General features: G+C 58.3%; 23 protein-coding genes. 17 read left to right on the forward strand and 6 right to left on the reverse strand.

The features are described 5' to 3' along the window. Positions 1 to 36: 36 nt before the first annotated feature. From SHM7688_RS19775 to cysE, 12 genes are all read left to right on the forward strand, one after another. Positions 37 to 636, forward strand: coding sequence for a head-tail connector protein (locus SHM7688_RS19775; protein ID WP_058240608.1), 600 nt, complete (start codon positions 37 to 39; stop codon positions 634 to 636). After that, the gene (locus SHM7688_RS14295) at positions 633 to 974 is read left to right on the forward strand and encodes a head-tail adaptor protein (RefSeq protein ID WP_058240609.1); all 342 of its coding nucleotides are present in this window, start codon (positions 633 to 635) and stop codon (positions 972 to 974) included. Before SHM7688_RS19775 ends, SHM7688_RS14295 begins: the two co-directional genes overlap by 4 nt. After that, the gene (locus tag SHM7688_RS14300) at positions 971 to 1,387 is read left to right on the forward strand and encodes a DUF3168 domain-containing protein (RefSeq protein ID WP_058240610.1); all 417 of its coding nucleotides are present in this window, start codon (positions 971 to 973) and stop codon (positions 1,385 to 1,387) included. The genes SHM7688_RS14295 and SHM7688_RS14300 overlap by 4 nt, the downstream gene beginning before the upstream one ends. A 15-nt stretch (positions 1,388 to 1,402) precedes the next feature. Continuing rightward, complete coding sequence (locus tag SHM7688_RS14305; protein ID WP_058240611.1) at positions 1,403 to 1,816, forward strand: phage major tail protein, TP901-1 family; 414 nt, start codon at positions 1,403 to 1,405, stop codon at positions 1,814 to 1,816. Between the two features lie 3 nt (positions 1,817 to 1,819). Then, positions 1,820 to 2,155, forward strand: a complete 336-nt coding sequence (locus SHM7688_RS14310; RefSeq protein WP_058240612.1) for a gene transfer agent family protein — start codon at positions 1,820 to 1,822, stop codon at positions 2,153 to 2,155. After that, complete coding sequence (locus tag SHM7688_RS14315; RefSeq protein WP_058240613.1) at positions 2,142 to 2,369, forward strand: rcc01693 family protein; 228 nt, start codon at positions 2,142 to 2,144, stop codon at positions 2,367 to 2,369. The genes SHM7688_RS14310 and SHM7688_RS14315 overlap by 14 nt, the downstream gene beginning before the upstream one ends. Continuing rightward, positions 2,359 to 3,018: an RcGTA-type gene transfer agent tail tape measure protein gene (locus SHM7688_RS14320; protein ID WP_058240614.1), complete on the forward strand. Its 660-nt coding sequence runs from the start codon at positions 2,359 to 2,361 to the stop codon at positions 3,016 to 3,018. Before SHM7688_RS14315 ends, SHM7688_RS14320 begins: the two co-directional genes overlap by 11 nt. A gap of 28 nt (positions 3,019 to 3,046) precedes the next feature. Continuing rightward, a complete protein-coding gene (locus SHM7688_RS14325; protein ID WP_058240615.1) occupies positions 3,047 to 3,679 on the forward strand; it encodes a DUF2460 domain-containing protein in 633 nt (210 codons plus the stop codon). Further along, entirely contained in the window at positions 3,679 to 4,575 is an 897-nt protein-coding gene (locus tag SHM7688_RS14330) for a phage/gene transfer agent baseplate hub protein (protein ID WP_058240616.1), read from the forward strand. The genes SHM7688_RS14325 and SHM7688_RS14330 overlap by 1 nt, the downstream gene beginning before the upstream one ends. Continuing rightward, a complete protein-coding gene (locus SHM7688_RS14335; RefSeq protein ID WP_058240617.1) occupies positions 4,572 to 5,051 on the forward strand; it encodes an NlpC/P60 family protein in 480 nt (159 codons plus the stop codon). The genes SHM7688_RS14330 and SHM7688_RS14335 overlap by 4 nt, the downstream gene beginning before the upstream one ends. After that, positions 5,039 to 8,965 carry a baseplate multidomain protein megatron gene (locus SHM7688_RS14340; RefSeq protein ID WP_058240618.1) on the forward strand — a complete coding sequence of 1,309 codons (3,927 nt, stop codon included), beginning with the start codon at positions 5,039 to 5,041 and terminating at the stop codon, positions 8,963 to 8,965. Before SHM7688_RS14335 ends, SHM7688_RS14340 begins: the two co-directional genes overlap by 13 nt. A 125-nt stretch (positions 8,966 to 9,090) precedes the next feature. Next, a complete protein-coding gene (gene cysE, locus SHM7688_RS14345) occupies positions 9,091 to 9,906 on the forward strand; it encodes a serine O-acetyltransferase (protein ID WP_058240619.1) in 816 nt (271 codons plus the stop codon). 79 nt (positions 9,907 to 9,985) lie between these two features. Here cysE and SHM7688_RS14350 read toward each other — a convergent pair whose 3' ends face one another. The 4 genes from SHM7688_RS14350 to SHM7688_RS14365 form a co-directional block, all read right to left on the reverse strand. After that, positions 9,986 to 11,281 carry a pyruvate dehydrogenase complex dihydrolipoamide acetyltransferase gene (locus SHM7688_RS14350; RefSeq protein WP_058240620.1) on the reverse strand — a complete coding sequence of 432 codons (1,296 nt, stop codon included), beginning with the start codon at positions 11,279 to 11,281 and terminating at the stop codon, positions 9,986 to 9,988. Positions 11,282 to 11,293: 12 nt separating this feature from the next. After that, on the reverse strand, positions 11,294 to 12,673 hold the full coding sequence (locus tag SHM7688_RS14355; protein ID WP_058240621.1) for a pyruvate dehydrogenase complex E1 component subunit beta: 1,380 nt from the start codon (positions 12,671 to 12,673) through the stop codon (positions 11,294 to 11,296). 24 nt (positions 12,674 to 12,697) lie between these two features. Then, a complete protein-coding gene (gene pdhA / locus SHM7688_RS14360) occupies positions 12,698 to 13,687 on the reverse strand; it encodes a pyruvate dehydrogenase (acetyl-transferring) E1 component subunit alpha (protein WP_058240622.1) in 990 nt (329 codons plus the stop codon). A gap of 118 nt (positions 13,688 to 13,805) precedes the next feature. Next, complete coding sequence (locus SHM7688_RS14365) at positions 13,806 to 14,108, reverse strand: FtsB family cell division protein (protein ID WP_058240623.1); 303 nt, start codon at positions 14,106 to 14,108, stop codon at positions 13,806 to 13,808. 390 nt (positions 14,109 to 14,498) lie between these two features. Here SHM7688_RS14365 and SHM7688_RS14370 point away from each other — a divergent pair, with 390 nt between their 5' ends. Further along, positions 14,499 to 15,383: a hypothetical protein gene (locus tag SHM7688_RS14370; protein ID WP_058240624.1), complete on the forward strand. Its 885-nt coding sequence runs from the start codon at positions 14,499 to 14,501 to the stop codon at positions 15,381 to 15,383. A gap of 47 nt (positions 15,384 to 15,430) precedes the next feature. Further along, positions 15,431 to 16,333 (forward strand): hypothetical protein, encoded by a 903-nt coding sequence (locus SHM7688_RS14375; RefSeq protein ID WP_058240625.1) that lies wholly within the window; start codon positions 15,431 to 15,433, stop codon positions 16,331 to 16,333. A gap of 91 nt (positions 16,334 to 16,424) precedes the next feature. On the opposite strand, the gene SHM7688_RS14380 is transcribed toward SHM7688_RS14375, so the two are convergent. Then, positions 16,425 to 17,318, reverse strand: a complete 894-nt coding sequence (locus SHM7688_RS14380) for a fructose bisphosphate aldolase (protein ID WP_058240626.1) — start codon at positions 17,316 to 17,318, stop codon at positions 16,425 to 16,427. Positions 17,319 to 17,475: 157 nt separating this feature from the next. Beyond that, complete coding sequence (locus SHM7688_RS14385) at positions 17,476 to 18,666, reverse strand: phosphoglycerate kinase (protein ID WP_058240627.1); 1,191 nt, start codon at positions 18,664 to 18,666, stop codon at positions 17,476 to 17,478. Between the two features lie 128 nt (positions 18,667 to 18,794). Here SHM7688_RS14385 and SHM7688_RS14390 point away from each other — a divergent pair, with 128 nt between their 5' ends. The 3 genes from SHM7688_RS14390 to SHM7688_RS14400 all read left to right on the forward strand — a co-directional run bounded on the left by SHM7688_RS14390 (position 18,795) and on the right by SHM7688_RS14400 (position 22,505). Then, positions 18,795 to 19,307: a peptidylprolyl isomerase gene (locus tag SHM7688_RS14390; protein ID WP_058240628.1), complete on the forward strand. Its 513-nt coding sequence runs from the start codon at positions 18,795 to 18,797 to the stop codon at positions 19,305 to 19,307. Next, on the forward strand, positions 19,294 to 19,848 hold the full coding sequence (locus SHM7688_RS14395; RefSeq protein WP_058240629.1) for a peptidylprolyl isomerase: 555 nt from the start codon (positions 19,294 to 19,296) through the stop codon (positions 19,846 to 19,848). Before SHM7688_RS14390 ends, SHM7688_RS14395 begins: the two co-directional genes overlap by 14 nt. A gap of 308 nt (positions 19,849 to 20,156) precedes the next feature. Continuing rightward, positions 20,157 to 22,505 (forward strand): PAS domain S-box protein, encoded by a 2,349-nt coding sequence (locus SHM7688_RS14400; protein ID WP_058240630.1) that lies wholly within the window; start codon positions 20,157 to 20,159, stop codon positions 22,503 to 22,505. Positions 22,506 to 22,537: the final 32 nt, after the last annotated feature.

Genomic DNA, 22,537 nt, shown 5'->3' on the forward strand with positions numbered 1-22,537 from the left:
CCGAAAATGAGCTTCGTCTGTTTTTGGAGTGTTTCCATGATGTTAATCGAAGAAACTCAGGTGTCTTCTGCGGCTTTGCCAGTGGCCGCCTTCAAAGAGCATCTGCGGCTTGGCAGCGGCTTTGCGGAGGACAGTCTGCAAGATGGGCTGCTCGAGAGTTTTTTGCAGGCGGCGCTGAGCGCAGTGGAGGCGCGCACCGGTAAAATCCTATTAGAGCGTGATTTTGCCTGGACGCTTTATGGTCCAAACGTGACTGAGGCGCAGGGGTTGCCCGTGGCACCGGTGCAGGCTGTGTCAGCCGTGGTTTTGACCGATGCGCAGGGCGGTGAAGTGACCGTGGCCACCAGCGCCTATCAGTTGGTGCAGGATGGCCATCGCCCCATTGTAAGGGCGACGTCGGGCGCGTTGCCACAGGTGCCTGCGGAGGGCAGTTTTACCATACGGTTCACGGCGGGATTTGGGGCCGATTGGACCTCTGTGCCTGCGGATCTGAGGCAGGCGGTGTTTCTGCTGGCGGCGCATTTCTATGAGTTTCGGCAGGACACGCGGCTGAGTGAAGGCTGCATGCCATTTGGTGTGACCAGTCTGCTTGAACGCTATCGTGTGCGCCGGATGACGCTGGGAGCGGGGGCATGAGCGCGCCGGTGACTTTGTCGCGCCACCTGCTGCTGGAGCGGCCGGTGGCGGCGCCGGATGGTGCGGGGGGCTTCTCGCGGAACTGGGAAGCGCTTGGCGTGGTCTGGGCGGAGATGCGCGCGCGCGGTGGGGGCGAAAGAGATGGCGGCGCGGTCACCCTGAGCGCAGCGCGGTATCGCGTGACCCTGCGCGGGGCTCCGGTGGGCAGCAGCCTGCGCCCGACGCCGGAATGCCGGTTTCGAGAAGGCACGCGGGTGTTCGCGATTGAGACGGTGACCGAGGCGGATGATCTCGGGCGCTATCTGACCTGTCATGTGCTCGAAGAGGTGGCGACATGAGCTATGGCGTGGGCGCGGCGTTGCAGACTGCGATCTATCAAAGGCTTGCGGCGGATGTCACGCTGGCGGCGGTGGTGGGCGACGCCATTTATGACGCTATGCCGCGTGGCAAACTGCCATCGCTTTATGTGGCGCTTGGGGCGGAGACCGTGCGGGATCGCTCCGATGGCAGCGGGCGGGGTGCAGAGCATCGCTTTGTGGTCTCGGTGATCGGCACGCGCGATGGGTTCAAACAGGTGAAAGCGGCGGCGGTTGCGGTGAGTGACGCGCTGATTGAGGCCGATATGAGCCTGAGCCGGGGACGCCTTGTGGCGCTTCATTTTGACCGGGCGCAGGCGCGGCGGGTCACAGCCCGCAATCTGCGGCGGATTGATCTGCGCTTTGTGGCGCGGGTGGAAGACAATCACAGCTAATATGTGGAGAGAGAGATGGGCGCACAGAGCGGCAAAGACCTTTTGATCAAGGTCGATCTGACCGGGAATGGGCAATTTGAAACTGTGGCTGGGCTGCGGGCGACGCGGATCAGCTTCAATGCAGAAAGCGTGGATGTGACCTCGCTGGACAGCCAGGGAGGCTGGCGCGAGTTGCTGGCTGGTGCGGGGATGAAATCGGCGACGCTAAGCGGATCGGGTGTGTTCAAAGATGCCAGCACGGATGAGCGGGCGCGGCAGATTTTCTTTGATGGGGAAACCCCGGCGTTTCAGGTGATCATCCCGGATTTTGGCACTGTGGAAGGTCCGTTTCAGATCACCGCCATCGAATATGCCGGCACGCATAATGGCGAGGCGACCTATGAGGTGTCTCTGGCCAGTGCGGGTGTGCTGAGTTTTGAGGCGGCGTGAGCCATGGCCAATCCCTTTGCGTGTGAAGTGGCCCTCACCATGGATGGGCAGCGCCATGTGCTCAAGCTTACGCTGGGCGCGCTGGCGGAGCTGGAGGCGGGTCTTGGCGAGGACACGCTTGTTGCGCTGATCCGCCGGTTTGAGAGCGGCGCTTTTGCCAGCCGGGATGTGCTCGCGCTGATTGTGGCCGGGTTGCGGGGTGGGGGTTGGCAGGGGCAGGCGCGGGATCTGCTGTGCGCTGATATTGACGGCGGCCCGATGGAGGCGGCACGGGTGGCGGCGCAGCTATTGGTGTTGGCCTTTGGCACAGCCGCAGGAGGTGGCGATGGCGACGTTTGACTGGCCCGCACTGCGGATGGCGGGGCTGCGCGGATTGGGGCTGACGCCTGACGTCTTCTGGGGGCTCACCCCGGTGGAATTGATGGTGATGCTGAGGCCGCACCACGGGCCGGAGGCTCTGTCCCGTGCTGGTTTTGAGGCGCTGATGCAAAGCTATCCAGACCTGCAGGATAGCGCTGCCTTTGGACAGGCTAAGGAGTGCGATGATGGATGATCTGGAGGATTTTGAGGGGCAGGTGGAGGCGCTTGAGGGGAGCCTTGGGCAGGCCACCGCGATGGTGGCGGGCTTTGATGGCGAGCTGCGTCGGATGCAGCAGGCTTTAGGGGCGACGGGGCAAGATATGGCGACGCTGGAGAAGGGCATCGGACGCGGATTGCGCAAAGCGTTTGATGGATTGGCCTTTGACGGGATGAAGTTGTCAGATGCGCTGCAGACTTTGGCGCAGTCGATGATTGATGCGGCGTATCGCGCGGCGATCACGCCTGTGGTGGATCAGATTGGCGAGGCCGTTTCTGGCGGCATAGGTGGGTTGATTGCCGATGTTCTGCCCTTTGCGCAGGGGGCGGGGTTTGCACAGGGACGTGTGATGCCTTTTGCGCAGGGCGGTGTGGTGAGCGGCCCAGTGAGCTTTCCGATGCGCGGTGGGCGTGGGCTGATGGGGGAGGCAGGGCCGGAGGCCATATTGCCGCTGTCACGCGGGGCGGATGGCAAGCTGGGTGTGCGTGACACAGGGGGCGGCGGCGGGCCGGTGCGGGTGGTGATGAACATCTCCACGCCCGATGTGGCGGGATTTCAGCGCTCACAGGGGCAGGTCGCCACGCAGATGAGCCGGGCGTTGAGCCGGGCGCAGCGCAACAGATGATCAGGACAGCGGACACAGGAGGCGGCCAATGGCGTTTCATGAAGTGAGATTTCCAACAAGCCTGAGCTTTGGCGCTCTTGGCGGGCCGCAACGGCGCACAGAGGTGGTGACGCTGGTGAATGGCTTTGAAGAGCGCAACACGCCATGGGCCCATGCGCGGCGACGCTATGATGCCGGGCTCGGATTGCGGTCTTGGGATGATATTGCCGAGGTGATCGCGTTCTTTGAGGCGCGGCAGGGTCAGCTGCATGGCTTTCGCTGGAAAGATTGGGCGGATTATCGCTCTGCACGGCCATCTGAGGCGGTCCATCATGCGGATCAGGTGATCGGCACAGGCGATGGTGCGGCAACGCGATTTCCCTTGGTGAAAACCTATGCCTCCGGCGCGCAGAGCTATCAGCGGCCAATCCGCAAGCCGGTGGCACAGACGGTTCTGGTGGCTCTGTCTGGTGGTGTGTTGCAGGAGGGCGTGGATTACGACGTGGACACAGCCTTGGGCGAGGTGGTTTTTAGGCAAGCGCCAGAGGTTGGCACGGAGGTGACTGCTGGCTTTGAATTTGACGTGCCTGTGCGGTTTGACACGGACCAGATCCAGACCAGCATGGCGGGCTTTAAGGCGGGCGAGGTGCCCAATGTGCCGGTGGTGGAGGTGCGCGTGTGATGGCGGTTCAGCAGGCACTTCTCCAACATTTGCAAAGCGGGGCTACAACGGTTGCACGCGCCTGGGGGCTTGAGCGCCGGGATGGACAGCGCTTGGGGTTTACCGATCATGACGCTGATCTGAGTTTTGAGGACTATGTGTTTAGAGCGGCCACCGGGCTGAGTGCGAGCGCGCTTGAGCAAGGCACAGGGCTTTCGGTGGACAATGCCGAAGCCATTGGGCTGTTGTCTGATGCCGCCGTGCGCGAAGAGGATATTGCGGCAGGGCGGCTGGATGGGGCGCATATCACCTGTTGGATGGTGAACTGGCAAAATCCGGCGGCACGCAGCGTGGTGTTTCGGGGCACCATTGGGGAGATACGTCGGCAGAATGGGGCCTTTGTAGCGGAGCTGCGGGGGCTGGCGGAACAGCTCAATGTGCCTCAAGGGCGCGTGTATCAAAGGCCGTGTACGGCGGTTTTGGGGGATGCGCGCTGTCGCTTTGATCTGAACACAGCCGGGTTCGTGACAGAGCGGGCCGCAGAGCAGGTGGAGGCGCAGCGTGTGTTTGTCTTTCAGGGCGGCGCGGCGTGGCATGGCTTTGAAAACAGCTGGTTCACACGGGGGACGCTGCGGGTGCAAAGCGGGGCGGCAGCAGGATTGCTGGGCAGCATCAAGCGGGATTGGTCTGAAGCGGACGGCACGCGCTGTCTGGAATTATGGGATGCGCTGGGCGCGCCGGTGGCAGTGGGCGATATGCTCCGTATGGAGGCAGGATGTGATAAGCGTTTCTTAACTTGCCAGAGCAAGTTTCTGAATACGCTTAACTTTCAGGGGTTTCCGGACATTCCCGGTGAGGATTGGATTGCCCGTTACCCAACGCGCAAAGGCGGCAATACCGGGGGCAGTTTGCGATGAGTGACGCGATGGGCCTGAGGGCGGCGCAGATCGCGCGGCGTTGGATTGGCACGCCCTATCGGCATCAGGCCAGTCGTCTGGGTGCAGGCACAGATTGTCTGGGATTGATCCGGGGCGTGTGGCGCGCACTGTACGGGACGGAGCCAAGTGCCGTGCCGCCCTATACGCGCGATTGGTCGGAGGCCGCGCTGCAGGAACGGCTTTGGCAGGCGGCGCAACGGCATTTGGTGAGCAAGGCACTGGCGGATGCTGCGGTGGGCGATGTGGTATTGTTTCGCATGAAGTCCGCCGCGGTTGCCAAACATTTGGGGATTTGTGGCGCGGTTGGCCACGCACCAACGGTCATTCACGCCTATGGCGGCCATGCGGTTCTGGAAAGCCCGTTGAGCCGCCCGTGGCAGCGGCGGATCGTGGCGCGCTTTGCCTTTCCCGACAAGCTCTTGCCGACAGAGGAGGCAGCTCTATGGCAACATTGATTTTGGCAGCGGCGGGGGCCGCGATTGGCGGATCGGTTGGGGGCGGACTTGTTGGCGTGTCTGCGGCGGCCATCGGTCAGCTGGCGGGGGCCACGCTGGGCCGGGTGATTGATCAGGCGGTGATGGGCAACGGCGCGGATGTTGTGGAGACCGGAAAGCTTGATCGGTTTCGTATCACCGGTTCTGCGGAAGGTGCGGCGCAGGCGCGGGTGTTTGGACGTGTGCGGGCGGCGGGGCAGGTGATCTGGGCGACCCGGTTTCAGGAGCAGGTGAGCGAAAGTGGCGGCGGCAAAGGCCGCCCTGCACAGCCCAAGACGCGCAGTTATAGCTATTCTGTCTCGCTGGCGATTGCGCTTTGCGAGGGCGAGATCACACGCGTGGGGCGGATCTGGGCCGATGGCATCGAAATATCTGGCGAAGAGATCACCATGCGGGTCTACACTGGTCGCCACGATCAGATGCCGGATCCTAAGATCGAAGCGGTGGAGGGCGCAGGCGCTGTGCCCGCTTATCGCGGCACGGCCTATGTGGTGATTGAGGATCTGGAGTTGGCCCCCTTTGGCAACCGGGTGCCGCAGTTCAGTTTTGAGGTGATCCGCGCCACTCCTGAGGGGCAGGTGGAGCAGACCTCTGACTATGGACAGACGGTGCGCGCAGCGGCGCTGATGCCGGGAACTGGGGAATATGCGCTGGCGACGACGCCTGTCTATTGTGAAGCCGATCAGGGGGAGATGCGCGTCGCCAATGAAAACACGCCTGCGGGTGTGACCGACTTCAGCGCATCCATGCAGGCATTGGAAGAAGAGTTGCCAAATTGCGCGGCGACTTCGCTGGTGGTCAGTTGGTTTGGCAATGATCTGCGCGCGGGGATGTGTCAGCTGCGCCCGATGGTGGAGAGCACCACAGTGGATGGGCGTGATATGCCGTGGCAGGTGAGTGGCCTAAGCCGCACGCAGGCGCAGTTGGTGCCCTTTCAAGAGGAGCGTCCGGTATATGGGGGTACGCCGACGGATGTGTCCGTTGTGCAAGCGCTGCGGGATTTGAGGGCGCGGGGCAAGGCGGTGACGTTTTATCCGTTTATTCTGATGCAGCAGATGGCCGAGAATGGATTGCCCGATCCTTGGAGTGATGCGCCTGATCAGCCGGTGCTGCCCTGGCGGGGACGGATCACGCTCTCCATTGCGCCCGGGCGGGATGGGACGCCGGATGGTTCAGCGCAGGCCGACACTGAGGTGGCGGCGTTTTTTGGCACGGCGCAGGCAGCAGATTTTGAGATCGGCAACGGCGAGGTGCATTACACCGGGCCACAGGAATGGTCCTATCGGCGGTTTATCCTGCATTATGCCGCGCTGTGTATGGCGTCTGGCGGGGTGGAGGCTTTTTGCATCGGCTCCGAAATGCGCGGTCTGACCCAGATACGCGGCGCGGATGGTTTTACTGCGGTGGCCCAGCTTAAGGCGCTTGCGGCGGAGGTGCGCAATCTCATGGGGCCAGAGGTCAAGATCGGCTATGCGGCGGATTGGTCCGAGTATTTTGGCTATCATCCGCAGGATGGATCGGGGGATGTCTATTTCCATCTTGATCCGCTCTGGGCTTGTGATGACATCGATTTCATAGGAATTGACAACTACATGCCGCTGTCTGATTGGCGGGATGGGGCGGACCATCTTGATGCACAGCACTGGTCGGACGGGCGCGCGCAGGGCTACCTTCAGGCCAATGTGGCGGGCGGAGAGGGCTATGAGTGGTATTATGCCAGCGCTGCCGACAGGGTGGCACAGACGAGGACCCCGATCACCGATGGCGCCTTTGGAGAAGCTTGGGTGTTTCGCTACAAAGACATTGCGAACTGGTGGGCACAGCCCCATCATGAGCGCATTGGCGGAGCGCGTCAGTCTGAAGCCACCAACTGGGTGCCAAAATCCAAGCCGATCTGGTTCACCGAGATTGGCTGTGCGGCGATCGACAAAGGGGGCAATCAGCCCAATAAGTTTCTGGATGAAAAATCATCGGAATCTGCAATGCCGCATTTTTCCAATGGGTTGCGCGATGATGCTATGCAGCAGGCCTATTATGAGGCGATGTATCAGTTTTGGTCTCTACCAGAAAACAATCCGCAGTCAGATCTCTATGGCGGGCGGATGATTGACACGGGGCGCATGTTTGCCTGGGCCTGGGATGCGCGCCCTTTTCCGGCCTTTCCCAATGCCCGCGATCTTTGGAGTGATGGTGGCAATTATGCGCGGGGGCATTGGATCAATGGGCGGGTCAGCAATCGCAGTCTGGCCTCGGTTGTGTCTGAGATTTGCCGTGCTGCTGGTGTGCTGTCTTATGATATCTCCGGGCTTTATGGGGTGGTGCGTGGCTATGTTCAGGCGGATGTCTCTGACGGTCGTGCGGCGTTGCAGCCTTTGATGCTGCGGCATGGGTTTGACGCTGTGGAGCGAGATGGCACATTGAAATTTGTCATGCGCGCTGGGCAAGCGGCTGTCCCGCTAGACAGCTCCCAATTGGCAGTCTCAGAAGACCTAAAGGGCGATCTGGAGCGAAATCGCGCGCCGGAGGCCGAAGTGGCCGGGCGTGTGCGCCTGAATTTTTCACTGGCAGAGCGCGATTTTGAGGCCGCCGCAGAAGAAGCAATTTTGCCGGGAGAGCGGACAGAGGCCGTGGCACAGAGCGACAGCGCCGAAGTTTTGACGCGGGTGGAGGGGCGGCAGACCGCGGAGCGCTGGCTGGCCGAGGCGCGTGTGGCGCGCGATCGGATCAAATTTGCTCTGCCGCCAAGTCGCCTTGATATCGGGGCAGGTGAGGTGATTGCGATCACCTCAGATCCGGCGGGAGAGGACCTGGACACCAAATATCGATTGGATCGGGTGACACAGCAAGCTGTCCATCTTCTCGAAGGCGGGCGTGTGGAGGCGGCGATCTATGCGCCGTCGGATTTGGCGGATGAGGCCCCAAGGGGCAGCGGTTTTGTGCCCGCTGTGCCGGTGCAAAGTCTGTTTTTGGATCTGCCGCTGTTGCGGGGGGATGAAGCGCCCCATGCGCCCCATATTGCGGTGACGGCGCGGCCCTGGCCCGGCAGTGTGGCGATCTATGACAGTGACATGGACGATGGCTATCAGTTGAACCAGCTGCTGGAAGCGCCTGCGCATGTGGGCATCACCCAAACGCCTCTTATGCGGGGGGCTGTGGGACGGTGGGACCGCGGCGCGCCACTGACAGTGCGCATGTTGAACGGCGAATTGCATAGCGTCTCACAGGCGGAGGTCCTCAATGGAAAGAACCTGCTGTTCATCGGGGATGGTACGCCGGATCGATGGGAGGCGATGCAGTTTCGTCAGGCAGATTTGATTGGGACCAACCACTATCAGCTTTCGGATCGGCTGCGTGGCCAGTTGGGCACGGCCCCCCTGATGCCCGATGTCTGGCCTGCGGGCAGTTGGGTGGTGGCGTTGACCAGTGCTTTGGCGCAGATGCCCCTCTCGCCTTTGCACCGAGGTACGCGGCGACATTATCGCATTGGTCCGGCGGATAAAGGATATGATGCGCCGTCTTATACGCACCACGAACAGACCTTTGTGGGTGTGGGGCTGCGGCCCTTTGCACCTGTGCATCTGCGCTTTGAGCGGTTGGAAGGAGGGGATCTGCGGTTTCATTGGATGCGCCAAACCCGAGTTGGAGGCGACAGTTGGGAGGGGTTTGATGTGCCGCTGGGCGAAGAGCGGGAGGCCTATCTGATCCGGCTGCGTCGGGGCGCGCAAATCGTGCGTGAGGTACAGGTGGACATGGCGCAATGGCTGTATCCGTCATCCGAACAACAGGCAGATGGCGGAAACGACAATCTGACTGTTGAGGTTGCGCAGATCTCTGCGGTTTTTGGCGCTGGTTTGACCGCGACGTTGGATCTGTAGCCGGACATGCAACGCGCTCACTTTTTTGTGTTCCATTTCCATTGGTTTTGGGTGTGTTCACAGGTTTGAATTTGCGACCCTCTGATTACCTAGTGTAAGATGGGTGCCTTAGAGAGGGATTTTCCATGGCCAAGACACAGACCAATGTGACCGAGCTGGACCCAGTTTGGCGTCAAATCACCCGCGAGGCGGAGGAAGCGGTTCAGGAAGAGCCGTTGATGGGAGGATTGGTGCACGCCTGTGTGTTGCACCACCGTTCGATTGAGCGCGCGTTGAGCTATCGCTTTGCCGCTAAGCTCTCCTCCAATGAAATGTCCATGGTGATCCTGCGGGAGATTGCCGATGAGGCCTATGCGGCCGCGCCAGAGATTTCAGAGGCGGCGCGTGCGGATTTGATGGCGATCTATGAACGTGATCCGGCCTGTCATCGCCTCTTGCAGCCGATCTTGTATTTCAAAGGGTTTCAGGCGGTTCAGGCCTATCGGATTGGCCATTGGCTGTGGCAGCAGGGGCGCACAGATCTGGCCTATTTTATCCAGATGCGCACCAGCGAGATTTTTGGCATCGACATTCACCCCGCTGCCACGATCGGCAAAGGGATCATGATTGATCACGCCCATTCCATTGTGATTGGCGAGACAGCCGTGGTTGGTGACAATGTGTCGATGCTGCATTCCGTGACCCTTGGGGGGACCGGCAAAGAAGAAGAAGATCGTCATCCAAAAATTGGCGATGGCGTGCTGATTGGGGCCGGTGCCAAGGTGCTGGGCAACATCAAAGTGGGCCATTGCAGCCGCGTTGCTGCGGGATCTGTGGTGCTTCAGGAGGTGCCGCCCTGCACAACTGTTGCAGGTGTGCCTGCGAAGGTGGTCGGAGAAGCGGGCTGTGATCAGCCATCGGTGAGCATGGTGCAGGAGCTGCCTGAGAGTGATCAAGGCTGAGACTAACAACCAAAGCCGAAAAGAAGAAAAAGGACCGGAGTACCGGTCCTTTTTGTATTTTAGCGGGCCATTGCGCGACTTATGCGAGCATTGCCATAGGGTTTTCCAGATTGTCGACAATGGCTTGCAGCAGTTGCGCGCCAAGTGCGCCGTCGATCACCCGGTGATCCACCGAGAGGGTCACAGACATCACTGTGGCAACTTCCAGGTCGCCTGAGGCTGTGACCACAGGCTTTTTGGTGCCCGCGCCGACCGCCAGAATGGCCCCATGTGGCGGATTGATCACCGCGTCGAAGTTATCAATGCCAAACATGCCGAGATTGGAGATGGCGAAACTGCCCCCTTGATATTCATGCGGCGCAAGTTTGCGGTCGCGTGCACGGGTGGCAAGGTCTTTCATTTCAGCAGACAAAGCGGACAGTGATTTCATCTCCGCATCTTTGAGCACCGGGGTGAAAAGACCGCCTTCGATGGCCACTGCCACTGCAACATCGGAAGGGGCCAGCTTGAGAATACGGTCATTTGCCCAGACAGCATTGGCATCTGGCACCTCTTGCAACGCAAGCGCGCAGGCCTTGATGATGAAATCATTGACCGAAAGTTTGGCGCCGCGTTTTTCCAATTGCGCGTTGAGCTGGCTGCGGAAGGCCAGAAGCGCATCCAGTTTGATATCACGCCGCAGATAGAAATGCGGAATGGATTGTTTGGCTTCAGTCAGACGTGCCGCGATGGTTTTGCGCATGCCATCCAGATTGACCTCCTCAAAATCGCGGTCTGCATACATGCGTAGAATGGTGTCAGCCTCAGGTCCACTGGCCATTGGGGTGGATTTTGCAGCGGGCTCTGGTGCGGCAGGTGCTTTGGGCGCAGCGGGGGCCGCGCTTGCGCTCTCCACGTCAGCTTTCACGATGCGTCCGCGCGGGCCGGACCCTGTGAGCGTTGCCAGATCAATGCCTTTGTCAGCAGCTATTCTGCGCGCGAGAGGAGAGGCAAAGAGACGTGTGCCATCGTTGCTGACGGGTGCAGATGGCGCAGGTGCCGTGACAGCGGAGGCCTCGTTCGCCTCTGAAGTTGGGGCCGCCGACGGTGCAGGGGCCGCTGCGGGGGCGGAGCCAATGTCTTCTGCGCTTTCGCCATCTTCGAGCAGAATGGCAATCACTGCGTTGACCTGAACGCCTTCGGAACCTTCCGGGACCAGAATTTTTCCAATGACACCGTCTTCGACGGCTTCAAACTCCATGGTGGCTTTGTCGGTTTCAATCTCTGCGAGCAGGTCTCCGGAGGAGACTTCGTCCCCTTCCTTGACCAGCCATTTGGCCAAAGTGCCTTCCTCCATTGTGGGGGAAAGCGCGGGCATGAGGATTTCTATGGGCATGTCCGTGTCTCCTCAGCGATAGGTCACTTGTTTCACCGCCGCGATGACCTCATCCGTGGTCACCAGCGCAAGCTTTTCAAGGTTGGCAGCATAGGGCATGGGCACGTCTTTGCCGGCACAGTTGATCACCGGGGCGTCCAGATAATCAAAGGCACGTTCCATAATGGTGGCCGACAAATGGTTGCCAATTGAGCCGACCGGGAAGCCTTCCTCCACGGTGACGCAGCGGTTGGTTTTCATGACAGAGGCAATCACCGTGTCATAGTCAATCGGGCGCAGGGTGCGCAGATCGATGACTTCGGCGGAAATGCCATCCTCGGCAAGCTTCTCTGCGGCTTCGAGCGCATATTGCATGCCGATGCCAAAGCTCACAATGGTCACATCTGTGCCTTCGCGCCAGATCCGGGCTTTGCCGAATGGGATGGTGAAGTCATCAAGTGCCGGAACTTCAAAGCTGCGCCCGTACATGATTTCGTTTTCGAGGAAAATCACCGGATTTGGATCGCGAATGGCTGATTTTAAAAGCCCTTTGGCATCAGAGGCCGAATAGGGCATGGCCACCTTCAAGCCTGGGATTTGCGCGTACCATGCGGCGTAATCCTGACTGTGCTGCGCACCCACGCGGGCGGCGGCGCCATTGGGGCCACGGAACACCATTGGAGCGCCCATCTGGCCACCGGACATATAGAGGGTTTTGGCCGCTGAGTTGATGATCTGGTCAATCGCCTGCATGGCGAAGTTGAAGGTCATGAACTCCACAATGGGCTTCAACCCGCCAAAGCTCGCGCCCACGGCGATACCGGCAAAACCGTGTTCGGTAATGGGCGTGTCGATCACCCGTTTGCTGCCAAATTCATCCAGCAGGCCCTGGCTGACTTTGTAAGCGCCCTGATATTCTGCGACTTCTTCGCCCATGAGGTAAACATCTGGGTCCGCACGCATTTCCTCGGCCATTGCGTCACGCAGAGCTTCGCGCACGGTCTGTGTCTTCATCGGCGTGCCTTCGGGCCAATCGGGGCTGAGATCCGGTGTGGGAGCCTTTGGTACAGCGGCTGTGGCTGGCGCGGCACTTGCGGTGTCTGAGGCTTCTGCTGCTGGCGCGCTGGCCTCAGCAGGGTCCGCGCTGGCGTCCACTGCGCTGACATCTTCGCCGTCTTCCGCAAGGATGGCGATGGCGGTATTGACCGCGACACCTTCGCTGCCTTCTGCCACCAGAATTTTTCCGATGACGCCTTCATCCACGGCCTCAAATTCCATTGTGGCTTTGTCGGTTTCGATTTCGGCAATGATATCGCCGGATTGTACGGTGTCGCCTTCTTTGACCAGCCATTTGGCCAAAGTGCCCTCTTCCATGGTGGGCGACAGGGCAGGCATGAGAATTTTCGTAGCCATGATTTCTATCCTCTCGTCCGGGGTTTAGGCGTAAATATCTGTCCAGAGCTCCGCCTCGTCGGGCAGGGGGCTCTCTTTGGCAAAATCAGCGGAGGCGTTCACGATGGCTTTGATCTCTTTGTCGATCGCCTTCAGATCCTCCTCGCTGGCATGTTTGCCTGTGAGCAGCATTTGACGCACGTTTTCAATAGGATCACGCTCTTCGCGCATCTTCTGCACTTCTTCGCGGGTGCGGTATTTGGCAGGGTCCGACATGGAGTGTCCGCGATAGCGGTAGGTTTTCACTTCGAGAATATAGGGGCCTTTGCCCGCGCGGCAGTGTTTGACAGCACGTTCGCCGGCGTCCTTCACCGCCAGCACATCCATGCCATCAACCATCTCACCAGGGATGCCGAAGGCCTCGCCGCGCTTGTAGATATCTTGTGAGGAGGTGGAGCGTGCCTGAGCGGTGCCCATCGCGTATTGGTTGTTTTCGATCACGAAGATCACCGGCAGATCCCAGAGGGCGGCCATGTTGAAAGTTTCATAGACCTGTCCCTGATTGGCGGCACCATCGCCAAAGTAGGTGAAGGTCACGCGGCCGTTGTCTTTGTATTTGTCGGCAAAGGCGAGACCTGCGCCCAGGGGCACCTGTGCGCCGACGATACCATGGCCGCCATAGAAGTGTTTTTCCTTGGAGAACATATGCATGGAGCCGCCTTTGCCTTTGGAATAGCCGCCCTCACGTCCGGTGAGTTCCGCCATCACGCCATTGGCATCCATTCCGCAGGCGAGCATGTGGCCGTGATCTCGGTAGGAGGTGATGCGCTTATCGCCTTCTTCTGTTGCGGCTTCAAGCCCGACCACAACGGCTTCCTGACCGATATAGAGGTGGCAGAACCCGCCGATCAGCCCCATGCCATAGAGTTGGCCGGCTTTCTCCTCAAAGCGCCGGATCAGCAACATATCCTTGTAGTATTGCGTGAGTTCTTCGCCGGAAACATTCGGCTTTTTTGCAGCGCGTTTGGCCGCCATGGCAGTCCCTCCCGAAAGGCTGGATGGTTTAACGTTAAACCATAGTTTCAAGGATGGTATCGGATTGCCTCTTGGCTGGCGAGAGGAAAAAATGTTGTTTTGTCAGGGTATTGAAAGATCAGCGGATGACAACTTCGTCAGCACGGATCATGCCGAGGACATCGCGCACCTGCTGGTCGAGCAGATCAAGATCGAGATAGCTGTCAGACAGGCGGCGTGTGAGGTTCTCCATATGGACGACCTCTGCCTGCGCCAAAGCGAGTTCAGCTTCCAGTTGCTGCTTTTCAGCGAGAATTTCTACACGACGAAACAGACCATAATCCCCCTGCACAGCGGCAAAGGTGAAATAGATGGCAAGCGCAAAGGCCAGTCCAAAAAAAGCTACAGCACCTAGGGCTGGGCGGGGGGAGTTGCTCGTCATATTTGCCTCATGTCGCGCCTTTTCGGCGTCTGTCTTCTTTATACCTTAGGTGATTCGCTGTGTGAATCCCTTAACGCAATGTTTTTTTATATTTTTTGAAAAATGCGGCGTTTTGGAGTGGGGCGTTAACCTTCGACTCTAGGGGATAAAGAGGTGCTGTAATGCGTCGGTATCCTGTTGGTTTTGCGGAGGTGCCACTTCCCTATGTCAGGCACGCGCAATCCGTGACTGTAACGCGCGGGACATTCATATGAACTTAATGGGTTTCGAGACAGCGCTGGCATCCGATCAAGGGAAGTTGAGGCGTGATATTGTAGCGTGCTGGTGGAAAGTTGATTGGACAGGGTCCGCTGCGCTCTTTAGCAAAGATACACTTTCACGACCTGACTGATGATGATGCCACGCCGAAAAACCTCCCCGATTTTGACTGTTTTCTGTGCCGCACTGGCGGTGTTTGTAACCACGGTCTCCGCTGGGGCCAAAGAAAAGGGGCGGGTGGATGTGCTTGTCCTTGGGGACAGCCAGATCTCTTTCAGTGCGGGGCCACCGTATCTGGAGTTTTTTGAAAACCTGACCGCACATTGCGCGCCCAAGGGGCGGGCGAAGGCGGCGGTTGAAAAGCTCGGTGCGCGCAGGACGGCGGCGATTGGGGTGCGGTCCACATCTGTCCATTCATGGGTGGCTCGCAAAGGGGGGCGCAAAGATACGATTTGCGCCGTGGATAAGAAATATGGGGTGAATGCCGGTGCATTTGGCATCGCGGGAAATCCCAAACGGGCTTTTGTGCAGATTGGCAAGGGGCCGGATTATCAGTTTTGTGAGGCAAACCGCTCTCCATTGGAGAGCGCCTTGCGCGCAGGGTATTATGACCCTGATCTCATGGTGATGGCGGTTCTGGGCAATGGCGCGGATCGCTGGGCGAACAGCCGGGAGGCGGCGCGAGAGGATGCCCGTGCGTTGATGAAACAGGTGCCCAAAGGGGTTGGCTGCATCTTTCTTTCCACCGCGCCTGTTTTCTCTAAAAAGACCAATGATCTGCGCGCGCTGGCGCAAGAAAATTTTCAGGCGGCATTTCCGAAGAACGGGCGCTGTGTCTATGTCGCGGGGTTCTCGGAGGAAACGCGGGCGGTGATCGAAGGCAAGGCCAAGTATTTTCGACGTCGCACAGATGGCAGTGTGAAGGATCCGCTGCATCCGAATGCTGCGGCTATGCGGCTGTTTCTGGATCTTAACACGCCTGAAATATGCGATGCGGTACGCGATGTACTGAACTGACCGAGACGCAGGCGGGGGCCAGCGCATGTCACGTGGGGAGACAAGACATGAGGAAGTTGAAACGTGTTGTGTTGGGTGTTGTTTTAGGAAGCTGGGCTTTGGGCGCAGCAGCTGGAGAGACAGAGGTGGCGGGGTTTGACTCCCCGGAAATTGTGATTTTGGGGGACAGTCAAATTCCCTTTGGCTCTGGCCCCGCGTTTCTGGAGTTTTTCACCGATCTCAAAAGCCATTGTGCGCCCAATCAGGAGCAGGAGGCCTATCTGGAGCGGTTGGGTGCAAAGCGGGTGGCGGTGATTGGGGTGCGGTCAACCTCCATTCATTCCTGGACCGCGCGATCCGGCAAGGCCAAGGAGGCGGTCTGCAAGGTGGATCCCAAGTGGAAGGTGAACGCTGGCACCTATGGCTATGTGAACACCACAGGCAACAAATACGTGCAGATTGGTAAGGGCAAGGCCTATCAGTTTTGCGAGCCGGGCCAGTCACCCTTTGAGGCGATGTTTCGGGACGGGTATTATGCACCAAAACTGTTCTTGATGTCATTCCTTGGCAATTCGGCCCGGCGTTGGGCGGAAAGCAAAGAACAAGCCAAAGCAGATGTGGAGGAGATGATGCGCCACATTCCTGAGGATGTGCCCTGCATCTTCATGACCACGGCCCCGGCCTATTCCAAGAAGATTGTCGATCTGCGTTTGAAGGCACAGGAGAACATCCAGGCGGCCTTTGAGGAAACGGGCAACCGATGTTCTTTTGTGCGCGGTGCCACAGAGGAAACGGTGGAAGCCTATCAAGGCAATATGGAGTTCTTTCGTCTGAATAAGAAAGGCCGCGTCAAAGATCCTTATCACCCCAATCAGGCGGCGGCAGAGAATTTCTTTGCGCTTGAGATGGGCAATATCTGTTCGGCGATCTTTGAGCAGATCAGCACGTTGCCGGAGCCGCAGACGCATTAGGGGCCTGCAAAAAGGATTACCGTAAGGTGAATTTAAAAAAGGTGCGCAGGAACTGCGCACCCTACGGTGTTGTGTCAGGTGAGTGGCCGGATTAGCCCGCGATGGAGGCCTGATAGATGCCTTCGATGCTGTCCGCGATGGTGGCGGCAAATTCATCATCGCTTTGCTGTGCAGAGAGACCTTCGGTCAGCGCACGGGAGAAGCTGGCGATCATGCCAGTGTTTTCTGCCAGTTTGGCGTTGGCCTCTTCACGAGAGTAGCCGCCAGAAAGCGCCACAACCTTCATCACGCGCGGGTGGTTCACCAGAGACTGATATTGGTTGGCTTTGTTTGGCAGAGACAGTTTCAGCATGACCTGCTGATCTTCTGGCAGGGCGTCGAGCTCTCCGGTGAGCTCGGCCAGCAGCAGGTCTTCTGCTTCGGCTTTGTCGGCGATGGTGATGGTCACCTCTGGCTCGATGATTGGCATTAGTCCATGGCCGATGATCTGTTTGCCCACTTCAAACTGCTGGGCGACAACAGCCTTGATGCCGTCGGCATTGGCGGCGGAGATCACGGAGCGCATTTTGGTGCCAAACACGCCTTTGCCCACAGCGCGTTCACACAGCGCGTCAAGCTCTGGCATGGGCTTCATCACCTGACAGCCGTTTTCCTCATCTGCGAGGCCTTTGTCGACTTTCAGGAAAGGCACCACGCCGCGCTGTTCCCAGAGGAAGGTCGGAGAAGGCTGGCCGTCGATGTCGCGGTCCATAGTCATTTCAAAGAGGATTGCGCCAACAACCTTGTCGCCGGTGAAGGCAGGCGCCTGTGCAATACGGGAGCGCATGCCGTGGATCAGGTCAAACATTTCCGCATCAGTGCTGTAGGCGGATTCTTCGACGCCATAGAGGCGCAGCGCTTTGGGAGTGGAGCCGCCGGATTGGTCCAGAGCGGCGATGAAGCCTTGGCCTGCGGTGATTTTTTCGGCTTGAGCGTGGTTTGACATATCTGTCCCCAGTCAAAATGGTTGTTAAAAAGGGTTTTTCCCGTTGGCGAAGCTCATAGAGGAGCCCGCCAGCGACTTCAATTGTGGTGGCGCTATCGCCGCATAAAATTCGGCCGCGATAGGGTTTTGCGCCACCACAGGACGCAGTTTTTGGCGATTATTGGCTCAGAGCCGCAACGCCGGGCAGTTCTTTGCCTTCCATCCATTCCAGGAAAGCGCCGCCTGCGGTGGAGATATAGCTGAAGTCTTCAGCCGCCCCTGAGGCGTTGAGCGCGGCAACCGTGTCGCCACCGCCAGCCACAGAGACCAGCGCGCCGGATTTGGTGAGCGCGGCGGCCTGAAGGGCGGCGGCATCGGTGGCGGCATTGAAGGGTTCGATCTCAAACGCACCCATGGGGCCGTTCCAGATCAGGGTTTTGGAGGCTTCGAACACTTCCGCCACTTTGGCGACGGTGGCCGGGCCTGCATCAAGGATCATCGCATCTGTCGGACAAGCGTCAGAAGCAACGGTTTCATTGGCAGCATTGGCGGCAAATTCGCGCGCGACCACAACGTCGCTTGGCAGCACAATGTTGCAGCCTGCCGCTTTGGCCTTGGCGAGGATCTCGGACGCGGTGTCGGTCATGTCGTGTTCGGCCAGAGATTTGCCGACGTCGATGCCTTGAGCCGCCAGGAACGTGTTGGCCATGCCGCCACCGATCACCAGATGATCGACTTTGGAGACGAGATTGCCCAGTAGTTCCAGCTTGGTGGAGACTTTGGCGCCACCAACCACAGCAGTCACCGGGCGCACCGGCTTTGCGAGCGCGCCTTCAAGTGCCGAAAGTTCCGCCTGCATCAAGCGACCGGCACAGGCGGGCAGGGCGTGGGCCAGACCGCAGGTGGAACTGTGCGCGCGGTGCGCGGCGGAAAACGCATCGTTGCAGAAGACATCCCCAAGCGCGGCCATGGCGGCGGTCAGCTCCGCGTCATTCTTGGTTTCACCGGCGTGGTAACGGGTGTTTTCGAGCAGCAGCACCTGACCCTCGCCCATGGCATCCACGGCGGCCTGCGCGGCGGGGCCAATACAATCGGCAGCGAAGAGCACGGAGGTGCCGAAGGCTGTTTCAAGTGCGGGCACAAGTTGCTGCAGGCTCATTTCCGGCACGCGCTCTCCTTTGGGGCGGCCAAAATGCGCCATCAGGATCGGTTTACCACCTGCGGCAAGGATGTCTTTGACCGTCGGGACAATGCGGTCAATCCGTGTGGTGTCGGTGACCACACCGTCTGCGACGGGCACATTGATGTCGACGCGGGTCAGCACCCGTTTGCCGGTGAGGTCCATTTGATCGAGGGTTTTCCACGCCATGACCGAAATCTCCAAAGAAAATATGTTGCCGTCTTCCTAGCGCACTGGTGGGCTGGGTCAACGTTCTCTTGGCATTCGCGGCTCAGATGATTAACTAGCGCTCAAGATTTCACATGAGGAGTGCCACTATGGCCGAGTATAAAGATCCCGAGAACACCATCCTGTTGGAACTGAAAGACGGCACTGTTGTGATTGAACTGCTGCCGGATGTGGCCCCGGGCCATTGTGAGCGCATGAAAGAGCTGGCGCGGTCTGGTCAGTATGACAACGTTGCGTTCCACCGCGTGATTGACGGTTTCATGGCGCAGACCGGTGATGTGGCCAACGGCAACATGGAAAAAGACTTCAACATCCGTATGGCGGGCACGGGTGGCTCTGACCTGCCAAACCTGAAGGCGGAATTCTCCAAGCTGCCGCATGACCGCGGCACCATCGGCGCAGCGCGCAGCCAGATGCCGGATTCTGCCAACAGCCAGTTCTTCATCAACTTCAAGGACAACCACTTCCTGAACGGTCAGTACACCGTTTATGGCCGTGTGACCTCCGGCATGGAGCATGTGGACGCAATCGTGCGCGGTGAGCCGCCGATGTATCCTGATCGCATGGTGAGCGTGAAAGTGGCTGCTGATGTTGAAGCTTAAGCTCGCAGCCGCCTTTGCCGTGCTGGCCAGCCCTGTGCTGGCCACCGGTATTGAGATCGAGGTTGAGGGCGAGGGCGCCAATGGCACCATCAAGATCGACCTGTATGAGGATGTGGCACCGCAGCATGCCGCGCGCATTGCCGCGCTGGCCACAGAAGGCGCCTATGATGGGGTGGTGTTCCACCGTGTGATTGACGGCTTTATGGCGCAGACCGGCGATGTCCAGTTTGGCAAGATTGGTGGCGATATGCGCATGGCGGGCCGTGGCGGTTCGGATCAACCGGATCTGCCTGCGGAAATCTCTGAGCGTAGCTTTGAGCGGGGCGTTGTCGGCATGGCACGCGGCCCCGATCTTGACAGTGCCAACAGCCAGTTTTTCATCATGTTTGATGCGGGCACCTTCCTGAACGGTCAATACACCATTGTGGGTGAAGTGACCGAGGGCATGGATGTGGTCGATCAGATCAAGCTCGGCAAAGGGCGCAATGGGGCCGTTATTGGACAGCCTGATGTTATGAAGACTGTCACAGCGACTGAGTGATCGGCGCGGCGCAACCTGTAATTTTGCCTATAGAACACCCCATCGCAGAGCAGTCTGCGGTGGGGTTTTTTTATGGTGGGGCATCACGCCGCAGGTGCGTGGGAATAAGAGGGTTTTTGAAAAAACTGATCTCTATATATCTGGTTACTGATCTGATAAGTATGGAAAATATATTGATATTACTGGTGTGTGACTAAATCCGATAAAAGTTGTCTGTAACATATTTTCCAGAGTGATCTTTTGCGTTAGAGAGCGCGCCTCGGGTGCGAGTTGCCCGTAAAGAACGTGACAGACAACAGAGTAAGTTTATGGGACAAAAAGCCATACTGGATGTTGATGCTGCAACCGTTGTGGAACTGCAAAAGGTTCAGATGCAGGCGTTAGAAAAGGCCACGGGTGCAGGGTATTGGTGCTTGAATGTTCGGAGTGGGGATCTTTGGTGGAGCGACAAGACCAAACAGATTCATGGGGTCAACAGCAACTTCCGCCCAGACCTGGAGGCGGCGCTTAATTTTTACGTACAGGAACACCGTAAGGCGGTTGGTGCGGCCGTCGAGACGGCGATGTCAGAAGGGGCAGGGTGGAGCCATGAGTTTCAGATTCTGACCGCTGACAATGAGCGGATCTGGGTGCATGCGGTTGGGGAGCCGGTGTTTTCAGAAAGCGAAGTTATCGCGCTTGCTGGCTCGTTTCGAGATATCTCGCAGAGTAAAACCACTGATGAAACGTCTCAGAAGCTTCAGGCACAAAAGGATGAAGCGGTTTTTGAATTGACCCATGTGACCAACGCACTCAGTGAGGCTGCGATTGTGACCACAGCTGGGCTTGATGGGAAAATTACCAGCGTCAATCAGAAGCTGCTTGATATTTCTGGGTATCGCGAAGAAGAGCTCATTGGAGCCAATCACAATATCCTCAATTCTGGGCAGCACAGTCGTGAGTTCTTTGGCGATCTCTGGTCGACGATCTGCGAAGGAAAAGTCTGGCGCGGCGAAATCTGTAACCGACGCAAGAATGGTCGCCTTTATTGGGTCGACACGTTGATTTACCCGGTGCTCAATGACGAGGGAAAAGTTGAGAAGTTTCTATCAATCCGCTTTGATGTGACCGAACGGGTAGAAGCGTCAAAACTTGTCTCCAATTTCTTCGAAATGTCGATGGCGCCCCATTGTATTTTCGACCGCAAAGGGCGCATTCAACAGGCCAATGACGCTTGCTGTGCGCTGGTACAGGGGCGCGAGGCGGATTTGGTTGGCAAGTCCATTCAGGATTTTGTGGTTGAAGAAGATATGCCCAATCTTGGTGCCTTCTGGCAGCCTAGAGATGAGGCGCACATGGGGCGCACGGTGCGGCTGCGGCTCAGTGATGCGCAGGGTAACGTGAGGCACACAGACTGGCAGGCGCGTGTTTTTGGCTCGTTGGTATTTGCATCCGGGCATGACATCACAGCTGAGATTGAGCGCCGAGATGCTTTGGCCGCTGCGAAGCGGACCGCTGAAGAGGCCAGCCTGTCCAAATCGACCTTTCTTGCCAATATCAGCCATGAAATCAGAACGCCTCTGAATGCGATTGTCGGCGTCGCAGATGCTTTGAGAGATCGTGAGGACCTGTCTGAAGAGTATCGCGGTTTGGTGCAGATGATCTTTGAGAGCGGTCGGCTGCTTGAGCGGCAGATGTCTGATATTCTGGACTTCTCAAAAGTTGAGGCGGGCAAGGTTGAGCTGTTGTGTCAGCCGTTTTCACCTGCGCTCATGTTGCAGCGGGCTCTGGCACCGCATGTGCAGACGGCGCAGCAGAAAGGAGTGGCGTTTGACATTGAGGTGGCTCCCGCCGCCGAAGACCTAGTCATGGGTGACGATATGCGCGTGCGTCAGATTGTGTCTAATCTGGCGTCCAACGCGGTGAAATTCACCTCAAACGGTCATATCAAGACATGTCTGTCCTGTGTGTGTAACGGGGATGTTGTGGCTCTGAATATAGAGGTGTGTGACACTGGCGTGGGCTTCCCTGAGTATACTAAGACCGACAAGTTTGACAGGTTTGACCAGAAGGGTGGCAGCGGGCAGGGCGAGGTGACAGGCACTGGTCTGGGTCTGGCCATCAGTTCGTCATTGGCCCGACAGATGGGCGGACGCCTGTCCGTTGAGTCCCATCCAGGTGCGGGCAGCACTTTTGTGGTAGAGTTGGCATTGCGCAAAGCCCCTGTGCCACACACTTCGGCGCAAAAGTCGCCTGCTCATGCGGGTTTTGAAGGGTGTCTACAAGGCCGCCGGGTGCTGATTGCAGAGGATATCAAGGCAAATCAAAAGGTTGTAGCGCTATTACTGAAGCGGACGGGCTGTGAGATCGCCTTTGCGGGAAATGGTGTCGAAGCGCTGCAGTCCTATCGATCGTGGCGACCCGATGTTGTTCTGATGGATATGATGATGCCCGAGATGAACGGATTGGAAGCCACACGTGAAATCCGTATTTTGGAAGAACGGAAAGCTCTGCGCCATGTGCCGGTGATCATGCTGTCTGCCAATGCGATGCGAGATCATGTTAAACAAGCGCGGGATGCGGGATGTGATACACATATCTCCAAACCTGTGAACAAGAAGGCCCTGATCACGACGATCCTGTCTGCGCTGGATGCAGAGATGGTGGCCGCAGAATAGATCAATGGCAGGAATACTGCCTGTAGAAAGGG

Origin of the sequence: Shimia marina (assembly GCF_001458175.1) — a bacterium.
Lineage (GTDB): Bacteria > Pseudomonadota > Alphaproteobacteria > Rhodobacterales > Rhodobacteraceae > Shimia > Shimia marina.

Excerpts from the sequence above, each read along its gene's own strand:
- SHM7688_RS19775 (WP_058240608.1), top strand. The coding sequence starts at position 37 with ATGATGTTAATCGAAGAAACTCAGGTGTCTTCTGCGGCTTTGCCAGTG.
- SHM7688_RS14295 (WP_058240609.1), top strand. The coding sequence starts at position 633 with ATGAGCGCGCCGGTGACTTTGTCGCGCCACCTGCTGCTGGAGCGGCCG.
- SHM7688_RS14300 (WP_058240610.1), top strand. The coding sequence starts at position 971 with ATGAGCTATGGCGTGGGCGCGGCGTTGCAGACTGCGATCTATCAAAGG.
- SHM7688_RS14305 (WP_058240611.1), top strand. The coding sequence starts at position 1,403 with ATGGGCGCACAGAGCGGCAAAGACCTTTTGATCAAGGTCGATCTGACC.
- SHM7688_RS14310 (WP_058240612.1), top strand. The coding sequence starts at position 1,820 with ATGGCCAATCCCTTTGCGTGTGAAGTGGCCCTCACCATGGATGGGCAG.
- SHM7688_RS14315 (WP_058240613.1), top strand. The coding sequence starts at position 2,142 with ATGGCGACGTTTGACTGGCCCGCACTGCGGATGGCGGGGCTGCGCGGA.
- SHM7688_RS14320 (WP_058240614.1), top strand. The coding sequence starts at position 2,359 with ATGATGGATGATCTGGAGGATTTTGAGGGGCAGGTGGAGGCGCTTGAG.
- SHM7688_RS14325 (WP_058240615.1), top strand. The coding sequence starts at position 3,047 with ATGGCGTTTCATGAAGTGAGATTTCCAACAAGCCTGAGCTTTGGCGCT.
- SHM7688_RS14330 (WP_058240616.1), top strand. The coding sequence starts at position 3,679 with ATGGCGGTTCAGCAGGCACTTCTCCAACATTTGCAAAGCGGGGCTACA.
- SHM7688_RS14335 (WP_058240617.1), top strand. The coding sequence starts at position 4,572 with ATGAGTGACGCGATGGGCCTGAGGGCGGCGCAGATCGCGCGGCGTTGG.
- SHM7688_RS14340 (WP_058240618.1), top strand. The coding sequence starts at position 5,039 with ATGGCAACATTGATTTTGGCAGCGGCGGGGGCCGCGATTGGCGGATCG.
- cysE (WP_058240619.1), top strand. The coding sequence starts at position 9,091 with ATGGCCAAGACACAGACCAATGTGACCGAGCTGGACCCAGTTTGGCGT.
- SHM7688_RS14350 (WP_058240620.1), bottom strand. The coding sequence starts at position 11,281 with ATGCCCATAGAAATCCTCATGCCCGCGCTTTCCCCCACAATGGAGGAA.
- SHM7688_RS14355 (WP_058240621.1), bottom strand. The coding sequence starts at position 12,673 with ATGGCTACGAAAATTCTCATGCCTGCCCTGTCGCCCACCATGGAAGAG.
- pdhA (WP_058240622.1), bottom strand. The coding sequence starts at position 13,687 with ATGGCGGCCAAACGCGCTGCAAAAAAGCCGAATGTTTCCGGCGAAGAA.
- SHM7688_RS14365 (WP_058240623.1), bottom strand. The coding sequence starts at position 14,108 with ATGACGAGCAACTCCCCCCGCCCAGCCCTAGGTGCTGTAGCTTTTTTT.
- SHM7688_RS14370 (WP_058240624.1), top strand. The coding sequence starts at position 14,499 with ATGATGATGCCACGCCGAAAAACCTCCCCGATTTTGACTGTTTTCTGT.
- SHM7688_RS14375 (WP_058240625.1), top strand. The coding sequence starts at position 15,431 with ATGAGGAAGTTGAAACGTGTTGTGTTGGGTGTTGTTTTAGGAAGCTGG.
- SHM7688_RS14380 (WP_058240626.1), bottom strand. The coding sequence starts at position 17,318 with ATGTCAAACCACGCTCAAGCCGAAAAAATCACCGCAGGCCAAGGCTTC.
- SHM7688_RS14385 (WP_058240627.1), bottom strand. The coding sequence starts at position 18,666 with ATGGCGTGGAAAACCCTCGATCAAATGGACCTCACCGGCAAACGGGTG.
- SHM7688_RS14390 (WP_058240628.1), top strand. The coding sequence starts at position 18,795 with ATGGCCGAGTATAAAGATCCCGAGAACACCATCCTGTTGGAACTGAAA.
- SHM7688_RS14395 (WP_058240629.1), top strand. The coding sequence starts at position 19,294 with ATGTTGAAGCTTAAGCTCGCAGCCGCCTTTGCCGTGCTGGCCAGCCCT.
- SHM7688_RS14400 (WP_058240630.1), top strand. The coding sequence starts at position 20,157 with ATGGGACAAAAAGCCATACTGGATGTTGATGCTGCAACCGTTGTGGAA.